The sequence below is a fragment of the Streptomyces sp. NPDC057302 genome (genome assembly GCF_042667685.1).
In the GTDB taxonomy this organism is placed as follows: domain Bacteria; phylum Actinomycetota; class Actinomycetes; order Streptomycetales; family Streptomycetaceae; genus Streptomyces.
The window spans coordinates 43394-67479 of the sequence record NZ_JBHUZJ010000016.1; the positions used below are offsets into that span (position 1 = coordinate 43394).

General features: G+C 71.4%; 25 protein-coding genes. 10 read left to right on the top strand and 15 right to left on the bottom strand.

Annotation, left to right across the window (positions count from 1 at the left end; all coding sequences use genetic code 11):
- Positions 1 to 20: 20 nt before the first annotated feature.
- Entirely contained in the window at positions 21 to 548 is a 528-nt protein-coding gene (locus ACFUPX_RS14520; protein WP_383320857.1) for a nuclear transport factor 2 family protein, read from the bottom strand.
- Between the two features lie 276 nt (positions 549 to 824).
- Positions 825 to 1004, bottom strand: a complete 180-nt coding sequence (locus tag ACFUPX_RS14525) for a hypothetical protein (RefSeq protein WP_383320859.1) — start codon at positions 1002 to 1004, stop codon at positions 825 to 827.
- Between the two features lie 248 nt (positions 1005 to 1252).
- Between ACFUPX_RS14525 and ACFUPX_RS14530 the strand changes: the two genes are divergently transcribed.
- Positions 1253 to 2062, top strand: coding sequence for a hypothetical protein (locus ACFUPX_RS14530; protein ID WP_383320861.1), 810 nt, complete (start codon positions 1253 to 1255; stop codon positions 2060 to 2062).
- A gap of 12 nt (positions 2063 to 2074) precedes the next feature.
- Here ACFUPX_RS14530 and ACFUPX_RS14535 read toward each other — a convergent pair whose 3' ends face one another.
- Entirely contained in the window at positions 2075 to 2389 is a 315-nt protein-coding gene (locus ACFUPX_RS14535) for a DUF6401 family natural product biosynthesis protein (RefSeq protein ID WP_383320863.1), read from the bottom strand.
- 216 nt (positions 2390 to 2605) lie between these two features.
- On the opposite strand from ACFUPX_RS14535, the gene ACFUPX_RS14540 reads away from it, so the two are divergent.
- Positions 2606 to 3217: a VanZ family protein gene (locus ACFUPX_RS14540; RefSeq protein ID WP_383320865.1), complete on the top strand. Its 612-nt coding sequence runs from the start codon at positions 2606 to 2608 to the stop codon at positions 3215 to 3217.
- A 17-nt stretch (positions 3218 to 3234) separates the two neighbouring features.
- Here the strand turns inward: ACFUPX_RS14540 and ACFUPX_RS14545 are convergent, their stop codons facing one another.
- From ACFUPX_RS14545 to ACFUPX_RS14570, 6 genes are all read right to left on the bottom strand, one after another.
- Positions 3235 to 4704: an FG-GAP repeat protein gene (locus ACFUPX_RS14545; protein WP_383320867.1), complete on the bottom strand. Its 1470-nt coding sequence runs from the start codon at positions 4702 to 4704 to the stop codon at positions 3235 to 3237.
- 122 nt (positions 4705 to 4826) lie between these two features.
- The gene (locus ACFUPX_RS14550; protein ID WP_383320869.1) at positions 4827 to 5180 is read right to left on the bottom strand and encodes an SCO4225 family membrane protein; all 354 of its coding nucleotides are present in this window, start codon (positions 5178 to 5180) and stop codon (positions 4827 to 4829) included.
- 139 nt (positions 5181 to 5319) lie between these two features.
- Complete coding sequence (locus ACFUPX_RS14555) at positions 5320 to 6195, bottom strand: undecaprenyl-diphosphate phosphatase (RefSeq protein ID WP_383320870.1); 876 nt, start codon at positions 6193 to 6195, stop codon at positions 5320 to 5322.
- A 219-nt stretch (positions 6196 to 6414) separates the two neighbouring features.
- Positions 6415 to 8094: a PucR family transcriptional regulator gene (locus ACFUPX_RS14560; RefSeq protein WP_383320872.1), complete on the bottom strand. Its 1680-nt coding sequence runs from the start codon at positions 8092 to 8094 to the stop codon at positions 6415 to 6417.
- 99 nt (positions 8095 to 8193) lie between these two features.
- Positions 8194 to 9249, bottom strand: coding sequence for a dipeptidase (locus tag ACFUPX_RS14565; RefSeq protein ID WP_383320874.1), 1056 nt, complete (start codon positions 9247 to 9249; stop codon positions 8194 to 8196).
- Positions 9250 to 9445: 196 nt separating this feature from the next.
- Positions 9446 to 10150, bottom strand: coding sequence for a TVP38/TMEM64 family protein (locus ACFUPX_RS14570; RefSeq protein ID WP_383320876.1), 705 nt, complete (start codon positions 10148 to 10150; stop codon positions 9446 to 9448).
- Between the two features lie 49 nt (positions 10151 to 10199).
- On the opposite strand from ACFUPX_RS14570, the gene ACFUPX_RS14575 reads away from it, so the two are divergent.
- The 3 genes from ACFUPX_RS14575 (at position 10200) to ACFUPX_RS14585 (ending at position 13216) form a co-directional block, all read left to right on the top strand.
- Positions 10200 to 10913, top strand: a complete 714-nt coding sequence (locus ACFUPX_RS14575; RefSeq protein ID WP_383320878.1) for a DNA alkylation repair protein — start codon at positions 10200 to 10202, stop codon at positions 10911 to 10913.
- Between the two features lie 267 nt (positions 10914 to 11180).
- Complete coding sequence (gene tuf / locus ACFUPX_RS14580) at positions 11181 to 12344, top strand: elongation factor Tu (protein ID WP_383320880.1); 1164 nt, start codon at positions 11181 to 11183, stop codon at positions 12342 to 12344.
- 80 nt (positions 12345 to 12424) lie between these two features.
- Entirely contained in the window at positions 12425 to 13216 is a 792-nt protein-coding gene (locus ACFUPX_RS14585; protein ID WP_383321067.1) for a spermidine synthase, read from the top strand.
- Here ACFUPX_RS14585 and ACFUPX_RS14590 read toward each other — a convergent pair.
- From ACFUPX_RS14590 to ACFUPX_RS14605, 4 genes are all read right to left on the bottom strand, one after another.
- The gene (locus ACFUPX_RS14590; protein ID WP_383320882.1) at positions 13178 to 14554 is read right to left on the bottom strand and encodes an MFS transporter; all 1377 of its coding nucleotides are present in this window, start codon (positions 14552 to 14554) and stop codon (positions 13178 to 13180) included. The genes ACFUPX_RS14585 and ACFUPX_RS14590 overlap by 39 nt on opposite strands.
- 90 nt (positions 14555 to 14644) lie before the next feature.
- Positions 14645 to 15685 carry a hypothetical protein gene (locus ACFUPX_RS14595; protein WP_383320884.1) on the bottom strand — a complete coding sequence of 347 codons (1041 nt, stop codon included), beginning with the start codon at positions 15683 to 15685 and terminating at the stop codon, positions 14645 to 14647.
- Positions 15686 to 15785: 100 nt separating this feature from the next.
- Entirely contained in the window at positions 15786 to 16838 is a 1053-nt protein-coding gene (locus ACFUPX_RS14600) for a hypothetical protein (RefSeq protein ID WP_383320886.1), read from the bottom strand.
- Positions 16839 to 16916: 78 nt separating this feature from the next.
- Entirely contained in the window at positions 16917 to 17861 is a 945-nt protein-coding gene (locus ACFUPX_RS14605) for a hypothetical protein (protein ID WP_383320888.1), read from the bottom strand.
- A 96-nt stretch (positions 17862 to 17957) separates the two neighbouring features.
- Here ACFUPX_RS14605 and ACFUPX_RS14610 point away from each other — a divergent pair, with 96 nt between their 5' ends.
- The 3 genes from ACFUPX_RS14610 (at position 17958) to ACFUPX_RS14620 (ending at position 21027) form a co-directional block, all read left to right on the top strand.
- The gene (locus ACFUPX_RS14610; protein ID WP_383321070.1) at positions 17958 to 18395 is read left to right on the top strand and encodes a DUF4442 domain-containing protein; all 438 of its coding nucleotides are present in this window, start codon (positions 17958 to 17960) and stop codon (positions 18393 to 18395) included.
- Positions 18396 to 18612: 217 nt separating this feature from the next.
- Positions 18613 to 20274, top strand: coding sequence for a carboxylesterase/lipase family protein (locus ACFUPX_RS14615; RefSeq protein WP_383320890.1), 1662 nt, complete (start codon positions 18613 to 18615; stop codon positions 20272 to 20274).
- Between the two features lie 81 nt (positions 20275 to 20355).
- Positions 20356 to 21027, top strand: a complete 672-nt coding sequence (locus ACFUPX_RS14620; RefSeq protein WP_383320892.1) for a DedA family protein — start codon at positions 20356 to 20358, stop codon at positions 21025 to 21027.
- 2 nt (positions 21028 to 21029) lie between these two features.
- Here ACFUPX_RS14620 and ACFUPX_RS14625 read toward each other — a convergent pair whose 3' ends face one another.
- Complete coding sequence (locus ACFUPX_RS14625; RefSeq protein ID WP_383320894.1) at positions 21030 to 21560, bottom strand: gamma carbonic anhydrase family protein; 531 nt, start codon at positions 21558 to 21560, stop codon at positions 21030 to 21032.
- 140 nt (positions 21561 to 21700) lie between these two features.
- Between ACFUPX_RS14625 and ACFUPX_RS14630 the strand changes: the two genes are divergently transcribed.
- Positions 21701 to 22438 (top strand): acyltransferase, encoded by a 738-nt coding sequence (locus ACFUPX_RS14630; RefSeq protein ID WP_383320896.1) that lies wholly within the window; start codon positions 21701 to 21703, stop codon positions 22436 to 22438.
- Between the two features lie 60 nt (positions 22439 to 22498).
- Here ACFUPX_RS14630 and ACFUPX_RS14635 read toward each other — a convergent pair whose 3' ends face one another.
- On the bottom strand, positions 22499 to 23362 hold the full coding sequence (locus ACFUPX_RS14635) for an EamA family transporter (RefSeq protein WP_383320898.1): 864 nt from the start codon (positions 23360 to 23362) through the stop codon (positions 22499 to 22501).
- Positions 23363 to 23456: 94 nt separating this feature from the next.
- Here ACFUPX_RS14635 and ACFUPX_RS14640 point away from each other — a divergent pair, with 94 nt between their 5' ends.
- On the top strand, positions 23457 to 24041 hold the full coding sequence (locus ACFUPX_RS14640) for a helix-turn-helix domain-containing protein (protein ID WP_383320900.1): 585 nt from the start codon (positions 23457 to 23459) through the stop codon (positions 24039 to 24041).
- Positions 24042 to 24086 lie beyond the last annotated feature (45 nt).

Genomic DNA, 24086 nt, shown 5'->3' on the forward strand with positions numbered 1-24086 from the left:
TGCGCCTACCGTGCCGTTTCTCAGCCGGGCGTACGGCTGTGGGAGCGCTGCTGGATCTGGCGCCATTTCTCCTGCACGGTCACCTGGCGCAGCCGCCAGCCCTGGGTCGTGCGCAGCGCGGTGAAGGCGTAGCGGCCGCCGCAGATGAAGTCCGGGGCCGAGGATTCCGCGCCGCCGTCACCCTCGCTGCCGTCCCCGTCCCCGTCCCCGCCCTCGCGTGACGTGAAGCGCATCGGGTTCACGTAGTCGGCCTGCACCTGCGCGATGTCGCCGATGTCCTGGTCGAGCGTCCCGAACCGCAGCCTCCTGTTGACGATCAGATGCTGGCGCATCGGGAAGAGCTCCATCGTCCCGGCGAGCCATCCGGCCACTTCGGCGGCGCTCGCGTCGATGCCGCCCGCCGAGCTGTAGTCGGCGCGGCCGTCCGGGGTGAAGAGCCGCTGGTAGGCGTCCCAGTCTCCGTTGTCGACGGTTACTGCGTACTCGGTGATGAGGGAGTCGATGGCCAACCGGTCCATCACGGCGGCGAGTTCCACGCGCTGCGTCATCGGGTCAGTGTTGGGCACGGGGGGTGCCGAGCCAAGAGGCGTGCAGGAACGTGCGGGAATGAGAGCGCGAAAGTGACGCGTGAATCGCGGTCGGTTCGCTTAGTCCGCCGGTGAACTGCCTTATTGTGCCTGCCAGTTGCGACCAGTTGCGACCAGTTGAGGTCAGGCAGAGGAGCGAGTGCCGATCGGCGTCGGCGGTGTGCTCGATCGCGAGGACCCGCCCGCCGCCGCTGTCCGCCGCCGCCGTGGGCGCCCCTAGGGGCGCCGGGGCGTCAACTAGGCCGCCTTCACGACCTCTTCGCGCACGGCCGAAGCCCACGCCGTCACCAACTGTTCGTACTCACGGCGCTGTTCGGGCGAGAGGCGACCGCCGGCACGCATCCACAGGCCGCGGATGCGCTCGTTCAGTTCCGCGGCGGACCGTGCGGAACCACGGGGCTGAGGGTTTAAGGGCATGCGTCAACCCTAGGGGATAGCTACGACAATCGGAACTCTCAGCTACCGGGCAGATCCTCCAGGTGAGCATCCACACAGTAGTCGCGGCGTCACGCGACCGTCACCCGTACGGCCCATCACCGCACTGTGCCGGGCCGCGGCCCCTGATATCCAGGGGAGAAGGGACGCGCCGGAAGCCGCGCGCCGTGGGGGATTCATCGCCCTGACGCCGTTGTGGCGACCGGGGCTCTTCGAGTGGAGGACCACTCATGTCGCAGTACATCAGTCTCTCCGTGGACTTCACCCAGGGCCTCAACGACGCCTGGTCGAAGGTCGCTCAATTCGTGCCGAAACTGATCGGCTTCCTGGTCGTCCTGGCCATCGGCTGGTTCGTGTCGAAGATGATCACGCGGGTCCTCGACCGGGTCCTGCGCAAGGTCGGCTCCGAGAAGCTCGCCGAACGCGCGGGCGCCTCCCGGATGCTGGCGAACTCCAAGTACGACATGACGGGGATCGTCTGCAAGGTCGTCTACTTCGCCCTGCTCCTGGTCACCCTGCAGCTCGGCTTCGGCGTCTTCGGCAGCAACCCGGTCTCCGACATGCTCGACGGCATCGTCTCGTGGATCCCGCGCGCCGTCGTCGCCATCGTCCTGATGGTCGTCGCCATGGCGGTCGCCAACCTCGTACGCGACATCGTCACCAGCGCCCTGTCCTCGATGTCGTACGGCAAGACCATCGGCACCATCGTCTGGGCCTGCATCGTCGCGCTCGGCGCGTTCGCCGCACTCGGTCAGGCGGGCATCGCCACGTCCGTGACCCAGCCCGTCCTGATCGCGGCCCTCGCGGCCGGCGCGGGCATCCTGGTCGTGGGCGTGGGCGGTGGCCTCATCGGCCCGATGCGGGAGCGCTGGGAGCGCTGGCTGAACACCGCGGAGCAGGAGACGGCCAAGGCCCGTGGCAGCGTCGGCGCCTACCAGGCGGGCCGGGAGGACGCGATGACCAACCAGCCGGTGCGGGAGCGTACGCGTGACGGCATGGGCAACGACATGGGCGGCGGTGCCATGCGCGACGACATGTGACCGGTCCGGGTCTCAGGACCCGGCGGACTCCGGCACCAGGTCGTGCCGCTTCACCAGCCAGGAGATGGCGGTGAGGCGGCACACCGCGTAGTCGTGGCCCACCGGCTCACGCCATCCGTTCTCGGCCAGGGCGTCGAGGAACCCCAGGGCGTAGTCGGAGAGGATCTCCGGATCCGGCGCCGGCGGCACGAGCCCGGCCGCGCGCATCTCGAGCCGCTCCCGCAATTCAGCTACGTGCTGGTCCACGGCGGCCGTGAAACCAGGCTCGAAAGCGAACTCGGCGAAGCGCGGGGTGTACGAGGCGCTGATGCGGGCGAGGGGCGACATCCCTTCACCGTAGGCCGGACGAACCCTCCTGAAGAGGGCCTTTCGGCATGCCATTGGTCACAGCGTCCGCAGTAGCGGGAGTCCTGGTGGCGGCGGGGGCGCCGGTCGGCCGCACCGTGACGTCCCGCCCTGGCCCGCCGTTGTTCCCGCCGTGACGTGCAGGCTGGGGGCCGTACCTCGGCCGCAGGAGCATCCGAACGGTCAGGGGAGTGCGGCGTGTGGCGCATCGTCTTCTACGTGAACGTGTGGACGGTGTCCCTGTTCCTTGCCGCCGTGGCCGCGGTGGCCGTCGGGCTGGGCGCGTGGCGCCGGACGTCGCAGCGCCGTCAGCGCCGGGGTGCCCGGGTGCTGTGGATGGTGTCTCTGGTGGCGGCGTTGGCGGCCACCGTGATCCCGGACCGGCCGATCGGCTCCGGAGTCCCCTATGTGGCGATGATCCCCGGTGAAGGATTGTGGGGGAGTGCCTCCGACTCCATGTTCGCCGACGAACGGCACATGATCCTTGTCCTGCAGGTCGCCAACGCCGCGATGTTCGTGCCCCTCGGCCTGTTCGCCTGTGCGGCAGCCCGGCGGCCGTCGGTCCTCACGATCGTCGTGGGCTGCTTCGCCTTGAGCGTGACCATCGAGGCCGTGCAGTTCGTCATGAACGCCGGCCGGGTCGTCGACGTGGACGACGTCCTCTTCAACACCGTCGGCGGTCTGGTCGGCTGCGTGCTGGCCAGGGTGGCCTGGGCAGTGACACGGCGTGGCGTCGAGAGCGACGTGAGACGGCACGCCGGGCCGGGGCATCCTCTCCGGGTATGGCTGTTGGACCAGTTGAAGGACTGACGGGGCGGGGCTTGGCGTCAGTCGCTGAGGACGGAGCCGAACTGGCGGTCGGTGAAGGTGAGGCCGAAGTCGTCGGCGCTGAAGGACTTGTTGCCGGTTCGCGACAGGCTTTCTCCCGAGGCGGGGATCACCCAGTTGGCGCCGTCGGAGGTGGAGCCGGCGTTCACGTCCTCGCCGCGGGCCGCGACGACGAGTTCGGCGTGGCCGTCGCCGTTGGCGTCGACGAGGGAGACGTCGGAGCCGAAGTAGTCGTTCGCCTCGGAGGCGCCGGGGACGCCCGCGTACGACTGGTAGCGGATGTTGGTGCCGAGGTCGACGCCGTAGTCGCCGCCCTTCATGACGTAGGCGGAGCCCGTGTTCTTCACCCCGTCGACGGTCTCGAAGGGCGTGCCGACCGCGATGTCGTCGATGCCGTCGCCGGTCATGTCACCGACGGCGAGGGCCGAGCCGAAGCCGTCGCCCGCCTCGTCGGCGCCGGGGATGCCGTAGGTGCCCTGGCTGTAGTTGACGGTGTCGATCTTGCCGGGGCCGTCCGGGTGGCCGTAGCGGATGGTGACGTAACCGGCGCCGCCCGACGGGTCGTCGACCCCGTCCGGGAACAGCCCGGCCTGCCCGGTGATCAGGTCGTCGTAGCCGTCGGCGTTGATGTCGCCCGCCGCCGCCGCGGCGACGTGCGCGCCCGTCGACAGGTTCGACCGGTAGGTGACGCCACCGGGGCCGCCGGTGTAGTACCCGAGCCAGGGGCAGGCGCTCGCGTCGCACTCGTCCGCCGAGCCGACGACGACGAGGCCTTCGCTGCCGGACTTGGTGAAGGCGCCGGTGACGAAGGAGCGCGCGGACACACCCGCGAGACCGCCGGTGACCGCCGTGGGCGCGGCGGGCGTGGTCCGCGAGAGGCCGTCCGCGTAGGTGAGGATCTTCCGGTCCGCCAGGACGGCGAGGTTGGCGCCGCCGTCACCGTCGAGGTCGCCGATGGCCACGTCGCGGCCGAAGCCCGGATCGTCGGCGGTGTTCGAGAGCGCCGTGGCGGTCTTCCCGAGGCCGCTCGCACCGCCCCACAAAATGGTGACGGCCCCGGCGTTGGTGTGACCGGCGACAGCCTCACCGGGGGCGGTGACGACGAGGTCGTCGTAGCCGTCGCCGTCCACGTCGCCGCTCACCGTCTGGGCGCCGAACTGGTCGCCCGCCTCGGACGCCCCGGGCACGTTGGCGGAGCTCTGGCTGAGGACGGCGGCGCGCGCGGTCGAGGTGCCGGTGGCGGACCCGTAGCTGACCACGAGGTTGCCCGCGCTCGTCTGCCCGCCGACGGTGGCCTTCGGGGTGGCGGTGACGACGTCGGCGTAGCCGTCGCCGTTGAAGTCGTACGCGGTGGCCTTGCCCGCCGCAGCAGGCTCCGCCACGGCGGGCTCCGCCACGGCGACGAAAGTGGTTCCGGTAGCGGCCGCTGCCGCTATGGACGCGACGATGACGACGCTTCGTACACGCACGGATGCCTCCACGGTGATGGGATTCACCGTGGAGACACCTGAGGCGCACGAATAGATGTGCGCCGTGAGGGATGAGTAGCCGTCAAGCCGTCAATGTCCCCGTAGGCACCCCCTGCGGTCGGTCAGGTGGCGCGGCGCGGTGCCCGCAGTCCACGGGTGAGCCGACCGAGAAGCACGGCGTTGATCAGGCCGGACAGGGCCGTACCGAAGGCGAAGATCAATGGGCTCAGCCAGGCGGACGGGGCGTGTTCCGCGGGCACCGAGACCAGGAAGGCGAGGATGCTGAACGGCATCGTGGCGATGAACGGGTAGGCCCCGGCCAGCCCAGGGTCAGGCCCCATGTACCAGGCGCCCAGGAAGAACCCCAGCGACGCCGCGGCCACGGCGAGATATCCACGTGCGAGCCAGTTGTCCACTGCGGGCGCCAGCAACTGGCGCAGCCGCGGGAGGCGGCGCGGGCGGGGAGTGTCCGGCATCGGGGATCCTTCGCGTCAGTGCGGGTCGGTGATCCACACAGTGCACCGCAGGCGCGCGCAGGCATGAGTACGAGTACTCATCGGCACGGCTGCGGGACCCACTGCGCCCCACGCCCGAAGACTTACACGGGGATGATCGTCACCCCGCGGACTCACCCGCGTGCGGGCTCAGCGCACCCATGCCGACCAGCACGAACAGCACGATGCCGAGCAGGATCCGGTAGTACACGAACGGCATGAAGCTCTTGGTCGTAATGAACTTCATGAACCACGCGATGACGGCGTATCCGACGATGAAGGCGATGATCGTCGCGAAGATCGTGGGCCCCCAGGACACGTGCCCGCCCTCGCCCGCGTCCTTCAACTCGAAGACGCCGGACGCGAGGACCGCCGGGATGGCGAGCAGGAACGAGTAGCGGGCCGCGGCCTCGCGGGTGTAGCCCATGAGGAGGCCGCCGCTGATGGTGGCGCCGGAGCGGGAGACGCCGGGGATCAGGGCCATGGCCTGGCAGATGCCGAAGATCAGGCCGTCGCGGACGCCCAGTTCCTTCAGGCCTTTGCGCTCCTTGACGGCCCGGTGCTTGCCGCCCGTCTCGTCGCGGGCCGCGAGGCGGTCGGCGATGCCGAGGACGATGCCCATCACGATCAGCGTCGTGGCGATGAGCCGCAGATCGCGGAACGGGCCCTCGATCTGGTCCTTGAACGTGACGCCGAGTACGCCGATCGGGATCGAGCCGACGATGACCAGCCAGCCCATCTGCGCGTCGTGGTCCGAGCGCGGCACCTTGCCGAAGAGCGAGCCGAACCACGCGGAGATGATCCTCGCGATGTCCTTGCGGAAGTAGATCAGCACGGCGGCCTCGGTGCCGATCTGGGTGATCGCGGTGAACGCGGCCCCCGGATCGTGCCAGCCCGCGAAGGCCGCGGTCAGCCGCAGATGTGCGCTGGACGAGATCGGGAGGAACTCGGTCAGTCCCTGGACGAGCCCGAGGATGAAGGATTCAAGCCAAGACATGGAAACTGCGCCGTCCAAGTACGGATCATGGGCTGCGGGTGCGGTCATGGGATGGGGGATGCGGGAGGTGTGAGAGCCAGGGGTGATCACGCCCTTGCCGTGGGGCAGCGTAGCGTCACTTGGTTACGAGAACGCTGGAGGGCCGGTGTCCCTGGGCGCGGCCCCCCTTCGTGTCGGCTGCTGTTCAGCTCCCGTACATATCGGCCTACGGACGTCCTGCTACGACCCTCGCGACACCCGCGCTCGGGCCCGCGCCCGCGCGCGTGGCCACAGCCGCAGTTGCAGCATGGCGGCGAAGCGCGCGTCGGCGTCCGTCAGGTCGAGGCCGCCCACCTCCGCAAGCCGCCGCAGCCGGTAGCGGAAGGTGTTCGGATGCACATGGACGGCCGCGGAGGCCGCCGCCACGTCGCCGAACGCGTCGAGCCACGCCCGCAGCGTCTCGACCAGACAGGTGCGGTGCACCGCGTCGTACGCGTCGAGGCGGGCCACGGGGCCGGACGGCGGGTCGCCGCGTTCGGCGATCGCGTCGGTGAGTTCGAGGAGCAGCGACTCGACGAGTACGTCGGTGATGCGGGCCACCGAGCGGCCGCCCTCGCCCGCGCGCAGCACCCGAAGGGCCCGGTCGGCGCCGGCCCGGGACGCGGGCAGTGAGCCGCTCTCCCGGGCGAGCGGGCCGACCCCCAGGAGCAACTCCTGCCGCTCGCCGACCCGTTCGAGGAACTCGTCCGCGACCCGGGCGGCCCGCTCCTCGGCGTCGACGCGGCCCGCCGGGGCCGGGACGATCCCGTAGACGACGTCACCGACGAGCGCGGTGGCCGAACGCGGGTGGACGGCGCTCAGGTGCATCGCGAACGCGTCGGCGAGGCGCTGGCGCTCGGCCACGTACCGTGCGTGCCGCGCGGCCGACCGGTCGCCGTCCGTACGGTCCGCGAAGGCGAGGGCGAGCACCACGCCCGGCTGATCGGCCAGCCCGAGGCGGGCGACGGCCTCGGCCGCGCCGGGTCCGCCCTCCAGAGCCGTGCCCACCAGGTCGGCGCGCAGCCGCCGTTCGACGTCGGCGCCCGCACGCAGCCTCAGCAGATGCAGGGCGACCAGTTTGGCCGCGTCGCGCAGCGCCTGGTCGCGCTCGGCGCTGAGCGGACCGTGCACCGCGGCCCAGATGGAGCCGAGTATCTCGTCGCCGGCGCGGACGGCGAGGGCCACCCGCGGCAGGATCACCTCGCTGCCCTCCACCTCCACCAAGGGCTCCACGTAGACGGGGCGGTCGCTGCGGTACATGGCCTGGAAGACGCCGCGCTCCTCCAGGACGCGGGTGAAGCGCTCGGGCACCTGGCGGCCGAGGATGGTCTCCACCCGCGAGGGATCGGCCTCGTCCTGCCGCCCGGAGAAGGCGAGCACCCGCCAGCTGCGGTCCTCGATGGTGACGGGCGCGTCCAGGAGCGCCCCGACCGCGTTGGCCAGCGCGAAGAGGTCCCCGGACGACACCCCGCCCAGGGTCTCGCTGCCCGTCTCCCCGACGTCCCCCTCGGCGATGAGCGCGCGCAGCATCGCGGCGAGCTGCGCCCACGAGGCGCCGCGCGTCAGGCCGAGCAGCGCGACCCCGGAGCGCGTCACCGCCGCGGTGACCTTCTCGTCGACGGCGACCGGCGCGCGGACCACGAGTCCGGCGGCGCCCTGCGTACCCAGGGCGTCGAGCAGCCGGACGATCTGCGCCGGATCCTGGACGGCCACACCGAGCACGAGCGCCTGGGGCGGCGGCACGGGTTCGTCGTGCGGGTCGTGGATGACGACGCCGCCGATGTCGTCGGCGCCGTCCGGGTCGCCGTGGACGAGGTCGAGGAGGGTGGGCCCCAGGTCCTCCAGGACGCGTCGCAGGCTGGCTCGGGGATGGGTGGCCACCGGAGTGAGCAAGCTTCCTCCCGCAAGGGTCAAGACGCTTCTTGCGCGTCGTACAGGCCGGGTTTGTACGTCGTAGGGTTCGGGCCGCGCAACGGCCGGTCAGGAGCCGGGCTGCCCCAGACCGGCTCGGAAGAGGCGGAGCACGTTGCCGCCGAGGACCCGCGCGATGTCGCCGTCGGCCCAGCCGCGCCGCAGCAGTGCGTCGGTCACCAGCGGAAACCCCGCGGGACCTTCGAGGCCGGGCAGGAACTGGTCGGTGCGGACGCCTTCGACGACCGGGTGCGCGCAGCAGGGCGGGGTGGTGTCGTCCATGACCTCCTGGACGAAGTCCGGTCCGAGGCCGACGTGGTCGAGGCCCGCGACGTCCGCGAGGTGCTCGATGTGGTCGACGAGCCGGTCCAGGGTGTAGTCGCTCTCGTGGAGGAAGGGGGCGAAGAAGTTCACGCACACCACACCGCCGTTCGCGGCGGTCGCCTTCACCTGGTCGTCGGTGAGATTGCGGTGGTGGTCGCGCAGGGCGCGCGCCGACGAGTGCGTGGCGATGACCGGCCGTGATGCCAGCTCAAGGACGTGGTCGACGCCGGCGGCGCCGAGATGGCTGATGTCGAACATCATGCCGATGCGCTCCATCTCGGCGAGCGCGGCCACCCCCGCCCGCGTCAGCCGGCTCCCGGCCGCGTCCTCGCCGCTGCCGTCGGCCAGCGGCGTACGGCCGAAGTGGGCCAGCGACGCGATCCGTACGCCCAACCGGTAGAGCGTCTCCAGGAGTTCGACGTCATCGGCGACGCCCGGCGCGCTCTCCAGGGCGAGCACGAGCGCGATCTTCCCGTCGTCCAGGGCGGCGTCCACCTCGGCGCCGTCGCCGCAGAGCCGGACCGCGTCGGCGTTGCCCGCCGCGAGGCGGTGCGCGGCCTCGATCATGCGCAGCGTCCGGCGCAGCGCCCCCTCGGGCCGGTAGGTGTCGTCGATGAACACGGGCAGCACCTGTACGTCGACGCCGCCCGCCAGGAGCTGCGGCAGCCACTGCTCGCGGAAGAACCCCGCCCACCGGTCGACGGGCCTGGCCGTCACCGCGCAGAGCAGGTCGTTGTGGGTGTCGGCGACGACGCTGCGGCTGTGCAGCTCGGCGGCGGCCTGGCTCGGTGCCGTGGTCATGTACGGATTCCCCTTCGGCTCGGCGGGTTTTCCCGCGAAACGACAGGCCGCCCGGTGCGGACCGCGGCTGGGCCTCCTGCGGGGCGAGTGTCGCGTCCGTCGGGCGGTCGGCGATTCGTCCTTGCGGACAAGAAGAATGGGTCGGCTCGTGCCACAGGACAAGCCGTACAGGCAGTCTCAGGGCCTTTCGGGCGAGCTAGCGGTCGCGGAAGTGGTGGCGCTTGACCCACGCCACCACCGCACCCGCGAGGCCCGTCACCGCGATGAAGCCCATGGCGACGAGGAAGGCGGGGGATGTCGGCGTGGACGCGCGGGCGCCCGCGATGACGTACGCGGCGGTGTTCGGGATCGAGCCCAGGCCGGTGGCGAGCAGGAACGGCAGCCACCCCATGCGGGACACGGCCGCGCAGTAGTTGGCCGCCGCGAACGGCACCCCGGGGAACAGCCGCGCCGCCAGCATCGACCGGAAGCCGTGTCTGCTCAGCTGCCCGTCGGCCGCCTGCAGCCAGCGGCCACGGAGCAGCGGCCGCAGCGCGTCCTGCCCCAGCATCCGGCCGAGCCCGAAGGCGATCCCGGAGCCCAGGACCGTGCCCGCGAGCGCCGCGGTGAGCCCCGCCTGCGAACCGAAGAGGGCGCCCGCCGCCAGGTTGAGCAGCGGACGCGGCACGAACGCCGTGGTGCACAGGCCGTACGCGAGGGCGAAGACCGTCACGGCGGCGGCGCCCCCCAGCTGCCGCAGGCCTCCGTCGGACAGGATCCGCTGCGGCTCGAAGAGCAGCACGCACGTCCCGGCCGCCGCGAGCAGCACGACCAGCAGAGACAGCCGCGACCAGGGCGAGAGGAGCGCCTTGGTACAGCGCACGGCGAAGCCTTGCGGGCGGGTGGCGGCGGTGTCGAACATCCGGGGAGACTAACCGACATATGTGTGTGATCGCCGTATGGTGCGTCTCATGAGCGTCACAGTCCCGCGCTGCGCGGTCCCGCGCAGCGACTTGGCGGACACCGTCATGGAGCGGCTCACCGCGACGTATTCCGCGGCGGCCGATCCGCAGCGTGCCGCACAGGCGCGGGCGTACATGAAGGACGTCGCCCCCTTCCTCGGCCTGCCCTCGCCCCTGCGCCGCGAGCTGGCCCGCACGGTGCTCGCCGGGCTCCCGCACCCCGACGAGGCCGACTGCACGGCGATCGCGCTGCGCTCCTGGGCGCTGCCGGAGCGCGAGTACGCGTACTTCGCCGTGGACTATCTGCGCCGGTACGGCAAGCACCTCTCGTCCGGCTTCCTGCCGGTCGCCCGCCACCTCGTCACGGCGGTCTCCTGGTGGGACACGGTCGACGCGCTCGCCGCGCACGTCGTCGGCGGCCTCGTCGCCGCCGACCCGGAGCTCAAGGCCGAGATGGACGCCTGGATCGGGGACGAGGACCTGTGGGTGGCCCGCACCGCCCTCCTCCACCAGCTGCGGTACAAGGACGCCACCGACACCGAACGCCTCTTCACCTACTGCCTGCGCCGGTCGGGGCACCCCGACTTCTTCATCCGCAAGGCCATCGGCTGGTGTCTGCGCGAGTACGCCAAGACCGATCCGGGCGCCGTACGCGACTTCGTCGAGCGGGAGCGCGGGTGCCTCGCGCCGCTCTCGGCGCGCGAGGCCCTGAAGCACCTCTGAGCACACCGGACTTCACGGACACCCCGGCGAAAACCATTCGACGCGCCCCGGGCCGTCGGCGATGATCTGCCTCATGTTCCGGTACGCCTTTCACGCAGCTCCGCCCGCGGTCGCGGGCGCTGCGAAGGCTGCCGTCCTTTACTGCGCCGCACTTCTCGTCGACGGCGCCCGACGCTGACCCTCCCCGGACACTCCGGCGGACCCCAGAGGGGGAGGGTCGGTCCGGCCCAGGGGTCCTCAGCTTCGAGTTCCGGAGAAGGAACCGCCATGTCCAAGACGGCATACATCCGCACCAAGCCGCACCTCAACATCGGCACGATGGGCCATGTCGATCACGGCAAGACCACCCTGACCGCCGCCATCACCAAGGTCCTCAGCGACCGCGGCACCGGCACGTTCGTGCCCTTCGACCGCATCGACCGCGCCCCCGAGGAGGCGCAGCGCGGCATCACCATCAACATCTCGCACGTCGAGTACGAGACGGACACCCGGCACTACGCGCACGTGGACATGCCGGGCCACGCCGACTACATCAAGAACATGGTCACCGGCGCCGCGCAGCTGGACGGGGCGATCCTCGTCGTCTCCGCGCTCGAAGGGATCATGCCGCAGACCGCCGAGCACGTCCTGCTCGCCCGCCAAGTCGGCGTCGACCACATCGTCGTCGCCCTCAACAAGGCCGACGCGGGTGACGAGGAGCTCACCGACCTCGTCGAGCTGGAGGTGCGCGAGCTGCTCTCCGCGCACGGGTACGGGGGCGACTCCGTACCGGTCGTACGGGTCTCGGGGCTGAAGGCCCTGGAGGGCGACCCGCGCTGGTCCGGCGCCATCGAGGCGCTGCTCGACGCCGTGGACACCTATGTGCCCATGCCCGAGCGGTACGTCGACGCGCCCTTTCTCCTCTCGGTGGAGAACGTGCTCACCATCACCGGGCGCGGAACCGTCGTCACCGGAGCCGTCGAGCGCGGCCAGGTGCGGGTCGGCGACCGGGTGGAGGTGCTCGGCGCGGACACGGAGACCGTCGTCACCGGCCTGGAGACCTTCGGCAAGCCCATGGAGTCCGCGCAGGCCGGCGACAACGTGGCGCTGCTCCTGCGCGGTGTGCCACGCGACGCCGTACGACGCGGGCATGTCGTCGCGGAGCCGGGGAGCGTCAGTCCGGGGCGCCGCTTCACCGCTCAGGTGTACGTCCTTTCGACCAAGGAGGGCGGCCGGGCGACGCCGATCACGACCGGCTACCGGCCGCAGTTCTACCTGCGCACCGCGGACGTGGTCGGCGACGTCGACCTCGGCGAAGCCGCCGTGGCCAGGCCTGGCGACACCGTCACCCTGACGGTCGAGCTCGGCCGCGACATGCCCCTGGAGACGGGCCTCGGCTTCGCGATCCGCGAGGGCGGGCGCACCGTCGGCGCGGGCACAATGGAGCGGTGACTGAGGACGAGAACGCGGACGAGAACGCGGACGAGGCCATAGCCGTCATCAAGGACGTGGACCACGGCACCGCGAAGCTCATGCCGGACGTGGACCGGCCGCGCGCCTGGCTGCTCACGGTCGACGGGGCTCCTCAGTCGTACGTCGACCTGGACGCGCCCACGCATCTGGAGTTCGAGTACGCGCAGCGGCTCGCCCACGTCATCGACACCGCCGCCGACCCCGAGCGCCCGCTGGACGTGATCCACCTCGGCGGCGGCGCGCTCACCCTGCCCCGCTATGTCGCCGCGACCCGGCCCGGCTCGCGCCAGGACGTGGTGGAGGCGGACCACGGGCTGCTCGAACTGGTCGCCGAGCGGTTGCCGTTGCCCGCGGACTCCGGGGTCACCGTGCACGGCGCGGACGCCCGGCAGTGGCTGGAAGCGGCGGCGCCCGACAGCACCGATGTCCTGGTCGCCGATGTGTTCGGCGGCTCGCGGGTGCCCGCCCACCTGACGTCGGTGGCCTACGCGCGCGCCGCGGACCGGGTCCTGCGCGCGGGCGGTCTCTACGCGGCGAACCTCGCCGACGGGGCGCCGTTCGCCTTCCTCCGCTCGCAGCTCGCCACCTTCGCCGAGGTGTTCGGGACGGTCGCGCTGATCGCCGAGCCGACCGTGCTGCGCGGCCGTCGCTTCGGCAACGCGGTGCTCGTCGCCTCGCACGAGGCGATCGCCGTCGAGGCGCTGGCCCGGCGCGCGGCGGCCGACGTGTTCCCGGCGCGGGTCGAGCACGGGGCCGCGCTGCGCCTGTTCACCGGTGACGCGAAGCCGGTGCGGGACGAGGACGCGGTGGCGTCACCCGAGCCGCCCGGCGGGGCCTTCAGCATCGGCTGACGGCGCGACCGGGGGCTCGACCGGCGCGGTGAGCGGGAGAGCGGCGGGCGATGCGGCCGGGGGAACGGCCGAAGGGGCGACGGCGGTGGCGGCCGTCTTGGCGACCTCCTTCGACGACGTGCGCCGGGTCAGATTGCGCACGTCCGGGACGAACAGCACGAGCGCCGTCACCACGACCACCAGCACCGCGCACCCCCACAGCGAGGCCGAACGCCCGAAGGCGAGCTCCGCGGGGCCCGCGAGCGCCGTGGCGAGCGGAACCATCGCGATCGAGCCGAACCAGTCGTACGCGGCCACGCGCGACAGCTTCTCCTCGGGGATCTCCTGATGCATCGCCGTCATCCATGAGACGCCGAAGACCTCGATCGCGACGCCGCTGACGAACATCACCGCGGCAAGACCCCACACCGGCAGCGGCACCGCGAGCGCCGCCGACGGCGCGGCCAGCGGGAAGACGCAGAGGGTGCCCGCGAGCAGCAGGCGCCGCGGCTTCCACCGCATCATCAGGAAAGCGCCGCCGACCGTGCCCGCACCGAACGCGCCGAGCGCGAGGCCCCAGGGCCCGGCGCCACCCAGCTCGTCGCGGGCGACCAGTGGCCCGAAGACGGCTTCGGCGGCGCCGACCACCGCCACCACCACGGAGAACTGCGCGACGATCGCCCACAGCCACGGGCGGCCGATGAACTCCTGCCAGCCCTCCCGCAGATCGGAGAGCAGCCCGCCGCCGGGCGCGCGCTTCGGGATGTGGCTCACGTCCAGGAACGAGCGCAGCGCTCCGGCCACCGCGAACGCCGCCGCGTCCACCGCGAGCACCCAGCCGGGCCCGATCGCGGCGACCATCAGGCCGCCGAGCGCGGCGCCGCCGAGGCCCGCGCCCTGCATCGCCATGCGGTACAGCGCGAAGGCGCGGCTCGCCTGTTCGCCGCTGACGGTCGACATCAGCATGCCTTCGGCGGCCGGGCCGAAGAACGCCTGTCCGGTGCCGCCGAGCGCGGTGAGCAGCATCATCGACCACAGCGGGGGCGTGCCGGAGATGACGAGCACGGCGAAGACGGCCTGCGAGAGGCAGTTGAGCGCGTTGGCCGCGACCATCACGTGGTGGCGCGGCAGCCGGTCGGCGACGGCGCCGCCGATGAGCAGGAACAGCACGAGCGGCAGCGTGCGCGCCGCCGCCACCAGCCCCACGTCCCCGCCGTCCCCGCCGGAGTCGAGCACCGCGAACGCCGCCGCGATCAGGGCGCCGTGGCTGCCCAGGTTGGTCACGATCGCGGCGGCGGTCAGCAGGCTGTAGTTGCGCCCGGCCCAGGCGGGGCGGCGCACGGCGGCGGGAGTGGTCACCAGGGGACTATCGCCGCCGCGACGCCGACTTGCCAAACCGTTTCCGTCCGGGGCAGGGCGCCCGCCGTCGGCCCAGGATCCGGATTCCGCTCAGGAACCCTCGGGGTCGCCGTTCAGCCGTACCGTGCCCAGGATCTTCTGCACCGTCGCGTCGGGAATCTCTTCCTTCACGCCCTTGGCGCCGTACATCGACCACGCGACGTACTCACCGTCGGCGTTCTTGAAGGCGAACGTGGTGGCCTTGCCCTCCGAGTCGCACTTGTCGTTCGTGACGGCGCCGGAGGTCGTGGACGTCACGACGCTGCCCTTGACGCCCGAGTTCGTGGTGAACGACTTCGCCTTGCTGATCTTGATCTTCTTCTTGTCGGACTTCTTCTGGTCCGTGTAGCCGCCGAAGACCCACCAGGCGGAGTCGTTGCGGGCGACGTCCTTGGTGTTCTTGGCGCCGTTCTGGCCCTTGGTGCCGATGGCGCCGAGCGAGGTGTCGCTCTTCTGGCCGTCCTTGTCGCTGTCGGAGGAGCACCACTTGGACTGGTAGATCGCGGGCGCCGACATGCCGATGAGCGCGCTGCCGTCGCCCTTCTCGTTGTCCTCGAAGGCGATGAAGGTGTCGGGAGTCTGCACCTCCCAGTCGGCCGGCACGTCGAAGGCCGTGCCCCACTTGGGGTTCACGACGACCTGCCAGCCCTCGACCGTCGGCTTGGGGCCCTTGCCCGTGCCGCGCTCGGAGCCGCCGTCGTCGGACGGGCTCGGCTTGGGGGCCGCGGACTTGGCGGGAGACTTCTTCCCGGGCTTGTCGCCCGCCTCGTCGTCCTTGTCCCCGCCGAGGACGAGGAAGCCCGTGACTCCCGCGGCCACCACGACGGCGAGCGCCGCCACGATCGCGGTGACCTTCGTCTTGTTTCCGCCCCCGCCCTGACCGCCGCCACCCGGCTGCGGCGGCATGGGCGGCGGCGTGGGCGCCGCCCACTGCGGCTGCTCGGGCTGCGAGTAGGCCCCCGAGTGCGGCTGCTGCTGGTAGCCCGGCTGCTGATACGGGTTCGGCTGCTGGTACCCCGGCTGCTGGTACGGATTGGGATTCTGGTCCTGCGGGTTCTGCTCGCCCCCGGGCGGCTGCTGTCCTGGCCACATGGGCAGTAACCATAGAGGGGCCTGTGGCCTGATGTCATCGCTGGCCCAGCGGGGACGGCCACCACATCGGGTCACAAGCCCCGTCGGCGTACGAAACGGCTCAGGACTCGGTCGGGTCTCCGTGCAGGCGCACCGTATTGAGGATCTTCATGACCGTCGCCTCGGGGATCTCGTCCTTGACGCCCTTCGCCCCGTAGAGGCTCCAGGCGACGTACTCACCCTCGGAGTTCTTGAAGCCGAAGGTGATGGCCTTGCCGTCCGACGCGCACTTGCCCTTCTGCGGTGTGTTCGTCGAATGGGCCCGCGCGATGCTGCCCTTGATGCCCGTCTTGGTGGTGAACGGCTCGGCCTTCTTGTCGAAGCTGAGGCTCTTCTTGTCCGGCTGCGTGTAACCGCCGAAGACCCACCAGGGCACCTGGTTCACGGCGACCTCGTCGGTGTTCTTGGCGCCGTTCGCGCCCTTGGTGCCGACGGCGCCGAGAGCGGTGTTGTGGTCCCTGCCGTCCTTGTCCTCGTCGGACGTGCACCACTTCGACTTGTAGTACGCGGGCGCCGACATGGTGATGAGCGGCTTGGTCCCGCCGTCCTTGCTGGCGTCGTCGAAGGCGATCGCCGAGTCCGGCGACTGCACCTCCCAGTCCGCGGGAACGTCGAAAGCCGTGCCCCACTTCGGGTTCACCACGACCTTCCAGCCCTTGACCACCGGCTTCGGGCCGTTGTCCGTGCCACGGTCGTTCGCACCGCCGCCCGTCGCCGGGTCCGAGCCCGGCTTCTTGGCCGCGGACCCGGCGGGGGACTTGGACGGCTTGGCGTCCGCCTCGTCGTCCTTGTCGCCGCCGAGCACCAGGAAGCCGGTGACACCGGCGGCCACCACGACCGCCGTCGCCGCGACGATGGCGATCAGCTTGGTCCGGCCGCCGTTGCCGCCACCACCGGCCGGCGGCTGCGGGGTCCCCATCGGCGCGGTCGGCGCGCCCCACTGCCCCTGCGGCTGGCCCTGCTGTCCCGGCCCCGGCTGCTGATAGGGGTTGGGCTGCTGGTAGCCCGGCTGCTGATACGGGTTCGGCTGCTGGTACCCCGGCTGCTGGTACGGATTGGGATTCTGGTCCTGCGGGTTCTGCTCGCCCCCGGGCGGCTGCTGTCCTGGCCACATGGCGGGAAACCATACGGGGTCATGGGGCGGGGGCAGCGCGGCAGCCCCAGGTGGCAGAGGTCGTCATGCCGCGGTGGTTCAGGACTCGGTTCCGTTGCCGTACTCGCGCACCGTGCCGAGCATCTTCTTGACCGTCGCGTCCGGGACCTCTCCGTTCACGCCCTTGGCGCCGAAGAAGGACCAGGAGACCAACTTCCCCTTGGAGTCCTTGAATCCGAAGGTGGTCGCCTTGCCGTCCGTCCGGCACTTGTCCTTGCTCTTGACGCCGGAGGCGTAGGACGTGGCGAGGCTGCCCTTGATGCCGGATGCAGTGGTGTACGACTTCACCGCGCTGGTCCTGATGTTCTTCCGGTCGGGCTGGGAGAACGCGCTGTACACCCACATCGCCGAATCCTCCCTGGCGATCTGCTCGGCGCTCTTCGCGTCGCGGTTGCCCCTGCTGCCGGCCTCCGCGAGCGCCGTGTCGTCCTTGGCACCGTCCCGGTCGTCGTCGCTCCGGCACCACTGCTTCTTGAGTACGCCGGTGCCGCCCATCCCGATCAGGAGGCTGTCGGGATCATCGGCCTCCCCGCGGGCCGTGACCCAGTCGCGCGACCTGAGCTCCCACTCCGGGGGCGCGTCGAAGGCGATACCGCGCTCGGCGTTCACGGCCGTCTTCCAGCCCGCGATCGTCGGCTTCGGCCCACGGCCGACACCGCGTGCGTCGCCGTCTTCGGACGCGGTCGGACTCGGCGCCGCGGACGACGACTTCGCGGGGTCCGGCTTCGCGCTGTCGTCCTTGTCGCCGCCCAGGACCAGGAAACCGGTGACTCCGGCGGCCACCACGACCGCGGCCGCGGCGACGATGGCGACGACCTTGGTCCTGCTGCTCCCGCCCCCTCCGCCGTTGCCCTGCGGGGCCTGGGGTGGGCCACCGGGAACGGTGGGCGTGTTCCAGGGCGCCGGTTGTCGGTACCCCGGCTGCTGGTACGGATTCGGCTGCTGGACGGGCCCGCCCCCGGGCTGCTGCTCTCCTGGCCACATGTGCGGCAACGATAGGTGATCGCGATCTACGCGGAGCAGGCTCCTGGCCAAAGGAGGCTACCCGTGGGTAACATCCCGGTCATGAGCGCTGACCAGATGTCGATAGGCGAGATGCTCGCCGCCACCGTGCCGATGGCCCGGACGCTGAACCTCGAGTTCCGCGAGACCACGCCCGAGAAGGCCGTGGTCGCCCTGCCCGACCAGGGCGATTTCCACAACCACGTCGGCGGGCCGCACGCCGGAGCCATGTTCACCCTTGGGGAGTCGGCGAGCGGTGCGATCGTGCTCGCCGCGTTCGGCGAGCAGCTCTCGCGGGCCGTGCCCCTCGCCGTCCGCGCCGACATCGCGTACAAGAAGCTCGCCATGGGTCCGGTGACCGCCACCGCGACCCTCGGCCGCCCGGTCGCCGATGTCGTGGCCGAGCTGGACGCGGGGCAGCGGCCCGAGTTCCCGGTCGCGATCGCGATCCAGCGCGAGGACGGCGCCGTGACCGGCGAGATGACCGTCGTGTGGACGCTGCGGCCCAATAACTGAGTCGCGCGCGGGCGTTCGCTTCCGTACGTTCATTGAACACAGCGGCGTCGCATCGGCCGGGCCACGGGGGTCCCGACCGGTGTGGCGCCGTTTTTCCTGACCTCGTCCCACCGTTTCTGGCGGCCTTCTGTTCAACTCATTGACACGAGTCACCAGCAGTCATAGTTTTCCCGCCGCCAGTGGTTCGCCGTCATCCAGGGGAGTCGCCTTGAGCCGCATGAGCCGCACGAGCCGTACGGGAAGAATCGGGCGGAGTGTGTCCGCCTTCGTCGTCATGGGCGCCGCCGCGGCCCTGCTCACCCCGCACCCCGCACAGGCCGCACCGGCCGCACAAGCCGCGCAGGCCGCCCCCGGCACAGGCACGCTCGTCCGCACGGACGCGGGCTGGCTGCGCGGTGAATCCACCCCCGAGGGGCGGCAGTTCCTCGGTATTCCGTACGCGCGACAGCCCGTCGGCGACCTGCGGTGGAAGGAGCCGCGGCCCGCCAAGTCCTGGCCGGGCGTGCGCGGTGCCACCTCCTTCGGCAACCGCTGCGTACAGAACGCCAGTTGGGACCCCGGATACGAGAACCCCAGCCATACCGAGGACTGCCTCGACCTCAACGTCTACGCGCCGAAGGGGCAGCGCGAGCAGCGGCCCGTCCTCGTCTGGCTGCACGGCGGCGGGCTCACCGCGGGCGCGGGGGAGGACATCGTGCCGGACACCTTCGCCCGGCGCACCGGCACCGTGGTCGTGACCGTCAACTACCGCCTGGGCGCGATGGGGTTCCTCGCCGGAGCAGGGCTCGACGGTGAGGCGTCCGACCGCGTCTCCGGCAACTACGGCATGCTCGACCAGCAGGCCGCCCTGCGCTGGGTGCGCGCCAACATCGGCTCGTTCGGCGGCGACCGGCGGCGCGTCACCATCGCCGGGGAGTCCGCGGGCGGCCGCTCCGTCTGCACCCAGCTCGCCTCACCCACCGCCAAGGGCCTCTACCGCGCGGGCATCGTGGAGAGCGGCGCCTACGGCGACTGCGCGGCCCGCGAACGCAAGGAGGCGCTCACGCAGGGCGCCGCCTTCGCGAAGAAGGCGGGCTGTCCCGACCCGGCGACCGCCCTCGCCTGCCTGCGCAAGAAGCCCGCCGCGCAGATCCTCGCGGCGCAGTCCGGCTTCGACTGGGCTCCGGTGGCGGGCGGTGACTTCCTGCCGGTCCAGCCGGAAGAGGCGTACCGGGACGGCAGTGCCTCGCGCGTGCCCGTACTGAACGGCGCGAACAGCGACGAAGGGCGGCTCTTCGCCTACGGGCAGTTCGACGGGCAGGGCAAGCCGCTCACCGCGCAGCAGTACCCGGGCGCGCTGACCCAGGCGTACGGCGCCGAGCTGGGCGCCAAGGTCCTCAAGCGCTATCCCGTGTCCGGCCACGCCTCGCCGACGCACGCGTACGCGGCCGCCCAGGGCGACCGGATGTTCGCCTGCACGGCCCTGCGCATGGACAAGGCGCTCGCGGGCCGCGGTCCCGTCTACGCCTATGAGTTCGCGGACCGCACCTCACCGCCCTTCGCCTCGATCCGCGAGGCGGGCAGGACGTTCGACTTCGGTGCGACCCACGTCAACGAAGTGCAGTACCTCTTCAAGCACTTCGGGCTCGCGACGCCGCTCAACGCCGAACAGCGGGAGCTGTCGCGGCAGATGGTCCAGTACTGGGGCTCCTTCGTGCACGGCGGTGCGCCGCGCGCCGACGGCCAGCCCACCGCGCCCGACCAGCGGACCCGGCCGGGCCAGGTGCTCTCGCTGCGCACCGCGTCCGCGGGCGGCAACGAGCTGAGCACCTCCGTGGCACGTGAGCACCGGTGTGATCTGTGGGACCGCGAGGGCTCCGCCCCGGCCGACGCCGGGTGAGCGGGTAGGCTGCCCGGCGTGCGCGCTCCGGGGGGATCGCGCACGCCGGGTACAGGCACACCAGCACAGGAGGAACCGGCGTTGCACGTCCAGGAATGGCTGGAGACCGTACCGGCCGTCAGCATCTACGCGCTGGTCGGCGTGGTCATCGGTCTGGAGAGCCTGGGCATCCCGCTGCCGGGCGAGATCGTCCTCGTCTCCGCGGCGCTGCTCTCCTCGCAGCACGGCGAGCTCAACCCCGTCGTCCTGGGGATCTGCGCCACCGCGGGCGCCATCATCGGCGACTCCATCGGATACGCGATCGGACGCAAGGGCGGCCGACCCCTGCTCGCCTGGCTGGAACGGAAGTTCCCCAAGCACTTCAGCGCCGCGAACGTCGGCAGCGCCGAGCAGTCCTTCCAGAAGTGGGGCATGTGGGCGGTCTTCTTCGGCCGCTTCGTCGCCCTGCTGCGCATCTTCGCGGGACCGCTCGCGGGCGTCCTTCGCATGCCGTACTGGAAGTTCCTCGTCGCCAACGTCCTCGGCGGCATCATCTGGGCAGGCGGCACCACGGCCGTCATCTACTACATCGGCGTCGTCGCCGAGGACTGGCTCAAGCGGTTCTCGTACTTCGGCCTGGCCATCGCCGTCCTGATCGGCGTCGGCTCCATGCTGCTGGTCAAGCGCCGCGCCAAGAAGTCGGCGGCGGCGCGCGAAGCCGAGAACGCGACGGAGCCGGCGGCCGAACCGGTGACCGTGCCGGCCGCCGACTGACGTCACTTCGCGTGGGCGTCCCGGTGGGCCTTGGCCAGCTCGACGTACATCGTGCCGTTGAGGGTGACGCCCGCGCGCTCCTCGTCGGTGAGCGGCCTGCGCACCTTGGCGGGGACGCCCGCGACGAGTGAGCCGGGCGGCACGATCATTCCCTGCGGCACGAGGGCCTGCGCCGCGACCAGCGAACCGGCGCCGATCACCGCGCCGTTGAGGACCGTGGCGCCCATGCCGATCAGGCAGTCGTCCTCGACGGTGCAGCCGTGCAGGACGGCGTTGTGGCCCACCGAGACCCGCTCGCCGATGGTCATCGGGAAGCCCAGGTCGACGTGGAGGCTGCAGTTGTCCTGGATGTTGCTGTCGGCGCCCACGACGATCGGCCCGCCGTCCGCACGGAGCACCGCCCCGTACCAGGCGCTCGCGCCGGCGCCGAGCGTCACCTCGCCGATGATCACTGAGGTGGGCGCGGTGAAGGCGTCCTGATCGATCTTCGGGTCCTTGCCGCCGATCCCGGTGATGAGTGCCTCGTGGCTCATCGGATGTCTCCATTCGTACGTGTCTCGCGCCTGGCGCCTGGCGGAACCGTACGGGACGGGGGCCGGTCCGCCGCCCTGTGGGGTGAAGATCACAGGGGTCCGGGCTCACCGGTCCGCGCGGGGCTGAGTAACGTGAGCCCGTGCCGAAGAACAGGAACACGTTCTCATCCGCGGTCGCCGCCTGGCGGCGCCGCGCGACCCAGCGCGCCGTCCACGCGGGCTGGGCATGGGTGCAGCGGACGGGCGCCGTCACCGCGCAGCGGCCGGGGCGGCTGCGGTTCGGCGCCATCGGCCACGGCACGAAGCTGTCCTTCCCGCAGGGGACCGTCTTCGGTGAGCCGTGGATCCGCATCGGGGACCACTGCATCATCGGCGAGCAGGTCACCCTCACCGCGGGGATGATGCCCGACCTGGACCTCGGCCCCGATCCGATCCTGCGCATCGGCAACGGCGTCGTGCTCGGCCGCGGCAGCCACGTCATCGCCGACACGACGGTGACGATCGGCGACGACTGCTACTTCGGGCCCACGGTGTACGTGACGTCCACGAACCACTCGTACGACGATCCCCACACGCCCATCGGCAAGCAGTGGCCCCGTATGGAGCCGGTCGAGATCGGCCCCGGCTGCTGGATCGGCACGAACGCGGTGATCCTGCCGGGGGCGAGGCTCGGCCGCAATGTCGTGGTGGCCGCGGGTGCGGTCGTGCGCGGTGATGTTCCCGACCATGCGGTGGTGGCGGGGGCGCCTGCCCGGGTCGTGCGGACCTGGGACGCGGAGAAGGGGTGGCAGCCGCCGCTGCGGACGCCCGCGCCGGTTCCTATCCCTGATGGGGTCACGCCGGAACAGTTGCTCGCGCTGGGGGAGTTGGAGGGGTAGCTGAGGCTCTCTTCGGCTGGGGGCCTGTCGCGCAGTTCCCTGCGTCCCTACGGGCCTTGCTCAGCTGGCCAGGAGGACAGTTCCCACCAGTGCCAGGCCCGCCCCCGCCGCCTGCACGCCCCGCAGCCGTTCCTTCAGCACTGCCCGTGCCGCGAGCGCCGTGATCACCGGGTACGTCGAGGAGAGCACCGCGGCCAGCGTGACCGGGCCGTTCTGGGCTGCCAGCGAGTACGTTCCGTTGGCCGCGACGTCCGCGAGGCCGACGAAGGCGAGCGCCGGGAGCGCCGCCCAGAGCAACCCCATGCCCGCGCCCTCGGGAAGTGCGACGCCGCCCCGCTGCACGGAGACGAACAGTGCGGCTCCGCCCGCGGCCACGTTCGTCACGCGCTGCACGAACAGGGCCAGGAACAGGCCGGTGAGGTTGCTCGACGCCTCTGAGATGAGGGCGAGGACCGCGCCGAAGCCGAAGGCCGCGAGGAGAGTGAGCAGCACCGCCTGGCGCTGTACGGGGGCGCCGCGCAACTCGGGGCCGCCCGCGAGCACGATGCCCACGATGGCTACGGTGAGCCCGGCGAACTGCGGGACCCCGGGCCGCTCGCCCAGGAAGAGCCCCACCCCCACCGGTACGACGACGCCCACGGAGGCCAGCGGCGAGACGACGCTCATCGGGCCGATGGCCAGGGCCTTGTAGAAGGCGAGCATCGCCACCGGGCCGAGAAGACCGGCGGCCACGGCGAACCACAGCTGCGGCCCCCACTCCGTCCAGCCTCCCGTGGCGACCACGATCACGCCGAGGACGATCACGGCGATGGTCTGCGAGGCGACGACCACGGTGAGCGCGGGGATGCGCCGGGTCAGCAGGCCGCCGCCGAAGTCGGCCAGCCCGTACATCAGGCTGGTGGCCAGGGCGAACAGTGCTGTCATCGGAGATCCTCGCAGTACAGTGTGGTGAACCTTTAGGTGCACCACACCGTAGTTCAATATCCTCAACTCTGTCATCCAATATATTGGACGGAATGTGTCGGACCTCGACCAGCTGACTCAGTCTCTCGCGCGCAACCTCAAGCGCTGGCGCTCGGAACGGGGCTTCACGCTCGACGCGCTCGCGGCCCGCGCGGGCGTCAGCCGCGGCATGATCATCCAGATCGAGCAGGCCAGGACCAACCCCAGCGTCGGCATCACGGTGAAGCTCGCCGACGCCCTGGGCGTCAGCATCACCACGCTCCTCGACTACGAACAGGGCTCGCACGTCCGGCTCGTGCCGCCGGAGCAGGCGGTGCGGATGTGGTCCACGGAGGCGGGCAGCAGTACGACGCTCCTCGTCGGGACCGAGGCGCGCGGGCCCTTCGAGCTGTGGGCGTGGAAGCTGATGCCCGGCGAAGGCAGCGACTCCGACGCGCACCCGCCGGGGACCATGGAGCTGCTGCACATCTCGGCGGGCGAACTGACGCTCCTCGTGGACGGCGTGGAGCATCTCGTGCCCGCCGGGTCGGCCGCGTCCTTCGAGGCGAACGTGGCGCACGGCTATCACAACAAGGGCGCCGAGCCGGTCGAGATGACCATGTCGGTGTCCGTGCCGCCGGCGCACGCCTCGTCGTACTGAGCCGTGGCGGCGGCCCGGGGCGCCCGCGCCGTGAGACACCCGAAG